This window comes from Xanthomarina spongicola (assembly GCF_003148645.1).
GTDB classification, from domain to species: Bacteria; Bacteroidota; Bacteroidia; order Flavobacteriales; family Flavobacteriaceae; genus Xanthomarina; species Xanthomarina spongicola.
In genome coordinates this window covers 288,908-297,071 of the sequence record NZ_QGGP01000004.1, presented here as the reverse complement: position 1 = coordinate 297,071, position 8,164 = coordinate 288,908, and the positions used below count along the sequence as shown (strand labels likewise).

Sequence of the window (8,164 nt, the reverse complement as noted above, 5' to 3'; positions counted from 1 at the left end):
GATACCACCAGAATCAGGCGTACCACCAAGACTATTAAATAAATCGTAAGTATTGGTATCATCTTCACAAATCTCAAGACTTCCATTATTTCCAGCCACAGGCGGAACAATAAATGTTACAGTTACAGAAGCCGAAGCATCATTACAAGCAGGATTAGAGCTAGTGACTGTATAGGTATATGTTCCAGGCGCATCAAGAGCAGGATCGAAAAGTCCAGTACCACTATTAAGAGCAGGAGACCAGATACCACCAGAATCAGGCGTACCACCAAGACTATTAAATAAATCGTAAGTATTGGTATCATCTTCACAAATCTCAAGACTTCCATTGTTTCCGGCTGTACTTTGAATTAAAAACTCTACAATTACTTCTAATCTAATAAAACTCTCACAAGGAGGGTCTGATATGGTTGCAAAATAATTTTCTCCATCAATTAATGGTGTATTAGGATCTAAAGGCGATGCAGATGATATAGAAGAGTACCATTGAATATTGATACCATTGGCAACTAAATCTGAAACAGTTGGTGGACTAGAGCCAGGTATTACACAAAAGGTTTGTATTGCATCACCAGTAGGAACTGGGACAACTCCAACATTAACAAAAACTGATAGTCGAGATGATCTACAGCCCGTAACAGGATTAGATTGGTTTGCATAGTAAATAGTATTGTCAATTAAAACAGTAGTAGGATTTAATGCAGTACCACCTGAAGGGGTTAAATACCACTGAATATCATTTCCAGTCAATACAAGGTCTGAAATAGTAGCATCATTAGCATCTTCTACACAAACTCCTTGAAAATTCAAACCTATTGGTGGTCCAGTAATAGTTACGTCAACACGCTGTCTTACACCACAATTTCCAGAGCTATCATCTGCAAAATAATCTTGACCATTAATAAGTGATGTAGAATTGCTTAAAGGGGTTACAGAAGTTGCTGTATCATACCAAAAGACACCTCCACCATTATCGATAGCTTGTAAATCTGATACTAGAAGTGATTCTAAATCACAAAAATTTTGATTTGAATCTACAATTGTAGGGCATTGTGCATTTGAAAAAAAAATATTTCCTAAAAACACAAAGATGAAAACAACAAAAAATGCTTTGGAGTTGGTCATAGGATTCGGAGTCTAATTATTTAAAAATGATTAAAAATTCACAATATTAATTAATCTAGATTTTATTATTTTGTATAAATATAAGATAAAATGTTAATTTTATAGATAAACGGTAATAATATCTATTTTTTTAAGTTATTCTTAACATATTATAAATTTGATTACTTGTATGTTTTTAATAAAAAAATGTCAGAATTTTCCTTATAGCAATAGATGTAAACAGTTTTGTTACTAAATTGTAAATTTGTATCGTCATATTCCATAATTATCCCTAGAGGGTTGAAATTGAAATCTTTAAAATTTTCATAGTTATTAAAATAAATTTGATATAGAGCATGATAGACCATTCCAAACCCATATATTATATTGTTACTATCATTCTTACTTACATTTTGATTATTATTTTTTAACAATAAATTTTTTTGATTGTAAAATAATGGGGAAAAAGAAGAAGGATAAATTAGTTTGAGTATACGAAACCGTTTACTAGAAACTCTATCCTCCTCAGGAATATATTTAGCATTTAAAACGACAAGTTCAATATTGTAATTTGTCAATTGTTTTAATAGTATATTCGTAGTACTTAAGTAAACACCATCTCTAGAGCTTTCAATAATAACATAATTCTTACTATTAGGATCTAAATAATCTATGAGTTCTTGATTATTAAAAACTCCTTTATTATTGATACGTATTGTTTTTAGGTTTGTTATTTGACTGTCTACAAAATCTTTAGTATCATTTTTATCTTTATCATAAATAAGGATTTTATTTCCACTATTTTCATTTAAGTATTTAATAATTCCATATTGCAATTTAGATTCTTCTGTTAATCCTATATAATTAGTCGTTTTTAATCTTCCATCTTGAAGTGTTGAAATGCTCAAAGAGTTAGAATTATTATTATCTGAAACTAATGGTTGGATAATAAATTTAGTGTTTAAATTAGATGTGTCAATGTTTTCTAAAAGGTTAATGTCTAAAGAGTCTCTTATATTAAGATTTATGTTTGGGATTACTTTTTTAATAGAATCTATAGCCATTTGCATACCAATTTTATAATTTTTTATAAATGTGGATTGACTATTTGTATTTATTTGGTCATTATTCCAAATAATTTGGGTAGAAATGTTTTGTTTAGGAAATGAATTAGATACTTCAGATTCATTTTCAATATCAGAAGTGCTAGTTTTATTTGTGTTTGGCATTTTAATTATAGTGCCAATTAAAACATTTTCAGAAAGTTGCGGGTTTAAATTAAGGAATTCATCTACTGTCATGTCTGCTCTTTTAGACAACCCATATAAAGTTTCTTTTGGTTTTATTATATAGTCTATGAATTCACTTACATTTTCTTTGTTTGAGTTAGAAGGTACATTTAGTATGACTTCAGAATCTACATGATCTGTATTAAGTTCTGTTTCAGTAGTAATATTAACAGTAGTATTATTATTAATTGATGTATAAATTACGTCTCCTGCTTTTAATATTGGGACCGTATTTGGGTTAATTTTCTCAAATTGTGATACAGAGATACCATAACTTTTAGATAAGCTCCATTTTGTGTCACCCTTTTTTACTACATAAGTGTTAGAGTCTTGAACATTATTTGATTTTGGAATCTTAATTATATGTCCTGCTTGAAGGCCATTAGAAATATGTGGATTAACAGACTCTAATTGATTTATTGTAATACCATATTTTTTTGATAAACCATATTTTGTATCACCTTTTATAACTGCATATTCATTAATATTCTGACTTTGGAAACCTTGAATGAGTTTTGTTGAATTAGGGATTTTTAAGGTTTGCCCAACTAGTATAACTTTATCTGACCCTGGATTTAGCTCAAAAATAGCATTCATAGAGACATGATATTTTAAAGAGATTCTATAAACATTTTCGCCTTTTGTAACTATATGAAAATTAGGATTGTTTTGAGCGAGCCCTAAAACACTTCCAAACAAACAAAAAACATAAAGGTTAATTATAAACTTCATTTAGATGAAACTATTTAATAATAGATGATTATATTAGATTTATAAAAATATCGAATATTTAAGGTATAGTGAGACTTTTCAATACAATTTATAAACAGTTTATAAACAATAATTATAAATCGAAAAAACTAGTAATAATTTAATATTCTGATGTAAAATGGAACTTAATACTTGGATATTTTTGTTGTGTCATCTGTAAAGAAAATGGAGAATCTGCCAAAAACACCAATTGACCTTGTTTATCTTTTGCTAAAAAGCGTTGTTTAACTCTTAAAAATTCTTTGTATTCTGCACTTTTTGGATCTTTAGCTTCAACCCAACAGGCTTTATGTACATTTAAGTTTTCGTAAGTACATTTAGCACCATATTCATGTTCTAATCGGTATTGAATAACTTCATATTGTAATGCGCCAACAGTACCAATCACTTTTCTTCCATTTAGTTCTAAAGTAAATAATTGGGCAACACCTTCATCCATTAACTGGTCAATTCCTTTAAATAACTGTTTAGATTTTAATGGGTCTGCATTATTAATATATCTAAAATGTTCTGGAGAAAAGCTAGGAACTCCTTTATAATTTAAAACTTCGCCCTCGGTTAAAGTATCACCAATTTTAAAGGTTCCAGTATCTTGAAGACCAACAATATCTCCTGGATAAGATATATCAACTATCTCCTTCTTTTCAGCAAAAAAAGCATTTGGACTTGAAAACTTAACTTTTTTATTCTTTCTTACATGTAAATAAGACACATTTCGTCTAAACTCACCAGAAACAATTTTAACAAAGGCTAATCGGTTTCTATGATTAGGATCCATGTTGGCATGGATTTTAAAAACAAACCCAGTAAACTTATCTTCTTCTGGTCTTACTAATCTTTCTTCACTTTGTTTAGGACGAGGTTTTGGAGCAATCTCCACAAAACAATCCAATAATTCTCTAACACCAAAATTGTTTAATGCCGAACCAAAAAAAACAGGTTGTTGTTTCCCATTAAGGTATTCGTCTTTATCAAAAGTTGGATATATACCTTCAACCAATTCAATTTCTTCACGTAATGTGTTGGCAGCTTTATCTCCTACTAATTTATTTAATTCTTGAGATTGTAAATCAGAAATCTCAATGGTTTCCTCAATATCTTTTCTACTATCACCACTAAAAAGATTGATGTTGTTTTCCCAAAGGTTATAAATACCTTTAAAGTCGTAACCCATTCCTATTGGAAAACTCAAAGGCACAACATGTAAACCTAATTTTTGTTCAACTTCATCTAATAAATCAAAAGCATCTTTTCCTTCACGATCCATTTTATTGATAAAAACAATCATTGGAATGTTGCGCATTCTACAAACTTCAACTAATTTTTCAGTTTGTTCCTCAACTCCTTTTGCAACATCAATTACTACTATAACACTGTCAACAGCTGTTAACGTTCTAAAAGTGTCTTCAGCAAAATCTTTATGACCAGGTGTGTCAAGGATATTTATTTTTATACCATCATACTCAAAAGCAAGCACAGAAGTTGCAACCGAAATTCCACGTTGACGCTCAATTTCCATAAAGTCACTGGTAGCTCCTTTTTTGATTTTGTTACTTTTTACAGCTCCAGCCTCCTGAATAGCTCCACCAAATAGTAATAATTTTTCGGTTAAAGTAGTTTTTCCAGCATCTGGATGCGAAATAATACCAAAGGTTCTTCGTCTGTTAATTTCCTTTATAAAACTCATAATAATCTTGCAAATGGGTTGCAAAGATACTATTATTAAACACAATTTAAATGTTTGTTATAATAGCTTTTTAATTTTATGAAAAGTTTGACGTATTTTTAATCTTTTGATTGGTATTTTTGTAGTATGGTAGAAGAGCAGGTAATATTAGTGAATGAAAATGATGAGCAAATAGGACTCATGCCTAAACTTGAGGCACATGAAAAAGCCTTGCTTCATCGTGCATTTTCAGTTTTTGTATTTAATGACAAAAATGAATTAATGCTCCAACAACGTGCAGCACATAAATATCATTCCCCGAAATTATGGACAAATACTTGCTGTAGTCATCAAAGAGATGGTGAGACTAATATTGAAGCAGGTAAACGTAGATTGCAGGAAGAAATGGGATTTGTAACAACTTTGGAAGAATCTATTTCTTTTATTTATAAAGCTCCTTTTGACAATGGATTAACTGAACATGAATACGATCATATTTTAATTGGGAAATTTAATAATGAACCAAATATAAATACTGATGAAGTGCTAAATTGGAAATGGAAGTCTTTGGAAGCAATAAAAGAAGATATGATTTTGCATCCAAAATTATATACAGAGTGGTTTAAAATTATATTTGATAAATTCTACGAACACATTAATATTTCTGAAAAATGAAGGTAACGGTAAGTAGAAAAGCGCATTTTAATGCTGCACACAGATTGTATAGAAAAGATTGGAGCAATGAAAAAAACGATGTTGTTTTTGGTAAGTGCAACAATCCTAATTATCATGGACATAATTATGAATTGATTGTGAGCGTAACTGGGCAAATTGATAAAGAGACTGGTTATGTAATAGATATGAAGGTTTTAAAAGAATTGATAAAAGAAGAAGTTGAAGATGTTCTCGACCATAAAAATTTAAATGAAGATGTTGAAGCATTTAAAAATTTAAACCCAACAGCTGAAAATATTGTAGTTGTAATTTACAACATACTAAAGCCAAAACTAAACTCAAGCTTAGAATTAGAAGTCACACTTTTCGAAACACCTCGTAATTTTGTAAGTTATTCTGGAAAATAAAGAATGAAGAAACCATTATATCCATTAAAGTTTCAACCCATTTTGAAAGAAAAAATTTGGGGTGGACAAAAGTTGAAAACACTTCTAAACAAGGATAGTCAATTGCCTAATGTTGGGGAAAGCTGGGAGATTAGCGATGTAGATGGAGATACTTCAATTGTAGCAAATGGAGATATAGTAGGACAATCTTTAAAGTTCCTATTAAGTACGTATAAAGAAGATTTAATTGGCAATAAAAACTATAAACTATTTGGAGACACTTTTCCATTGCTAATTAAATTCATAGATGCTAAAGAAGATTTATCTATACAATTGCATCCTAATGATGAAATAGCAGCAAAGCGACATAATTCATTTGGAAAAACAGAAATGTGGTATGTGATGCAAGCAGATCCAGACTCAAATCTTATTGTTGGTTTTAATCAAGAAATGACTTCTGAAAAATATTTGAAACATTTAGAAAATAAAACTTTAATTGAGATTTTAAATTTTGAGAATGTTAAATCTGGAGATACTTTTATAATTCGAGAAGGAAAAGTTCATGCAATTGGAGCAGGAGTGATGCTTGCAGAAATTCAACAGACAAGTGATATAACTTATAGAATATATGATTGGGATAGAATGGATAATGAAGGGAAGCAAAGAGATTTACATACAGATTTGGCTCTTGAAGCCATAAGTTTTAATTTGAACAGTGATTTTAAAGTTAATTATAATAAAACGGCTAATCAATCAAATAAAATGGTAGAATGTCCTTATTTTACTACTAACTATTTAAAAATAAATAAGGCAATAAATATTAAAAACACATACGATTCATTTATAATTTATATGTGTGTTGAAGGTGAAGCAATACTAACAACATCAAGTTATAAAGAGCACATAAAAACTGGCGAAACCATTTTGATTCCAGCTAATATATTTGAATTTGAAATTACTTCTAAAAATGCAACGCTATTAGAAGTTTATGTTTAATTTTGCATCTAATTAAATTATTAAAAAATGGCAAATAAAAAAGATTTAAAGAAAGACATCAATTATGTATTAGGAGACATTATTGAGGCAGTATATGTTTGGGAATATTCAAACACAGATAAAAACACTAAAAAAAGTGAAGCAATTATTGATGAAGCTATTGCTACTTTTGACGAGTTAATTGCTAAGGTTAACGATAGAAAAGTGGAAGATAAAAAAGCACACTTCAAGGCTATAAATAAAGAATTGGAAGACAAAGGAAGAGCCTTAATTGAAAAAATTAATAAACTAGGTTAAAAACAGAAAAAAAATTTGCAAATATTATTTTCAAGATTATATTTGCATCCTGTTTTGCCGATGTAGCTCAGCTGGCTAGAGCAGCTGATTTGTAATCAGCAGGTCGTGGGTTCGAGTCCCTCCATCGGCTCAAAAAAAGTCTAGTAGAAATACTGGACTTTTTGTCTTTATACAAGAAGCTTTATATGTAAAAGATGGACAAGAGTTCGATTATCTCTGACTCTAAAAAAAAGTCTCTCAATTTGAGAGGCTTTTTTTTATATTAATTTTGAGATTTTCTAATTTTCAAATAACCTTCTAAAGCTTTTCCATATTTAGATTCTTTAACATTAGGAGTTAAAGATTGATTGATTGTATCTAGCCATTTTGTTTGAGCATCATAAATTTCTGTTAGGGCTAAATAAGGAGCTACCTCACTATTATTATTTGTAACAGCAAAATTAACAGTATATAAATATCTACTCTTTACTAAACTGTTTAATGCTTTAATATTGTCTTCTATTCTAGTAGAATCATTAGCTTTTTTAGCATCAAAACTCTCTTTAATCAAATCCAAGTTTTTATCATCGTATCGTGATATAACTTTTAAGTATTCTTCATAAAGTTTTTGTTGTTCAGAGCCATTAATTTTAGCATCTGTAACAAAGTTTTTTAAAGTTGTATTAACTTCAGTAATTCCTTTATCACCAAAGAATACAATTCTGGTGTTTGTTTCATTACTATTACGTTTGTCTAAACGTAAATAAAATGCTTCAGGAGATTCTAAATCGCTTTTTAATTCAAAATTTGAAGCTCCATTTATTAATATTGAGTCTACAATAATTATAGAGGAATCTTGTTCTTTTTCAAGATAAATAGTTCCTTTTTTTAATCCCTTTACATTTCCTTTTACAATAAGGTCTGGATTTGAATCTTTACCACAAGAAATTAAAACAAGTAGAACAACTAATAAGCTATATTTTTTCATATAAATTTTTAGA

At 29.3% G+C, this 8,164-nt stretch carries 7 protein-coding genes, 1 tRNA gene and 1 pseudogene; 5 read left to right on the top strand and 4 right to left on the bottom strand.

All coding sequences use genetic code 11. From position 1 onward, the window contains the following. From LX78_RS10230 to LX78_RS10220, 3 genes and pseudogenes are all read right to left on the bottom strand, one after another. Nucleotides 1–1,125, bottom strand: a pseudogene (locus LX78_RS10230) (hypothetical protein); the annotation flags it as partial. Between the two features lie 161 nt (nucleotides 1,126–1,286). Then, nucleotides 1,287–3,125: a LysM peptidoglycan-binding domain-containing protein gene (locus LX78_RS10225; RefSeq protein ID WP_109682561.1), complete on the bottom strand. Its 1,839-nt coding sequence runs from the start codon at nucleotides 3,123–3,125 to the stop codon at nucleotides 1,287–1,289. Between the two features lie 139 nt (nucleotides 3,126–3,264). After that, nucleotides 3,265–4,851, bottom strand: a complete 1,587-nt coding sequence (locus tag LX78_RS10220) for a peptide chain release factor 3 (protein WP_109682560.1) — start codon at nucleotides 4,849–4,851, stop codon at nucleotides 3,265–3,267. A 126-nt stretch (nucleotides 4,852–4,977) separates the two neighbouring features. On the opposite strand from LX78_RS10220, the gene idi reads away from it, so the two are divergent. The 5 genes from idi (at nucleotide 4,978) to LX78_RS10195 (ending at nucleotide 7,314) form a co-directional block, all read left to right on the top strand. After that, complete coding sequence (gene idi, locus LX78_RS10215) at nucleotides 4,978–5,505, top strand: isopentenyl-diphosphate Delta-isomerase (RefSeq protein ID WP_109682559.1); 528 nt, start codon at nucleotides 4,978–4,980, stop codon at nucleotides 5,503–5,505. Next, the gene (locus tag LX78_RS10210) at nucleotides 5,502–5,912 is read left to right on the top strand and encodes a 6-pyruvoyl trahydropterin synthase family protein (protein WP_109682558.1); all 411 of its coding nucleotides are present in this window, start codon (nucleotides 5,502–5,504) and stop codon (nucleotides 5,910–5,912) included. The genes idi and LX78_RS10210 overlap by 4 nt, the downstream gene beginning before the upstream one ends. Before the next feature lie 3 nt (nucleotides 5,913–5,915). Further along, entirely contained in the window at nucleotides 5,916–6,887 is a 972-nt protein-coding gene (locus LX78_RS10205) for a type I phosphomannose isomerase catalytic subunit (RefSeq protein WP_109682557.1), read from the top strand. A 27-nt stretch (nucleotides 6,888–6,914) separates the two neighbouring features. Next, nucleotides 6,915–7,184, top strand: a complete 270-nt coding sequence (locus LX78_RS10200) for a hypothetical protein (protein ID WP_109682556.1) — start codon at nucleotides 6,915–6,917, stop codon at nucleotides 7,182–7,184. 56 nt (nucleotides 7,185–7,240) lie between these two features. Then, nucleotides 7,241–7,314, top strand: a tRNA-Thr gene (locus LX78_RS10195). 132 nt (nucleotides 7,315–7,446) lie between these two features. On the opposite strand, the gene LX78_RS10190 is transcribed toward LX78_RS10195, so the two are convergent. Further along, entirely contained in the window at nucleotides 7,447–8,151 is a 705-nt protein-coding gene (locus LX78_RS10190) for a DUF4369 domain-containing protein (protein ID WP_109682555.1), read from the bottom strand. Nucleotides 8,152–8,164: the final 13 nt, after the last annotated feature.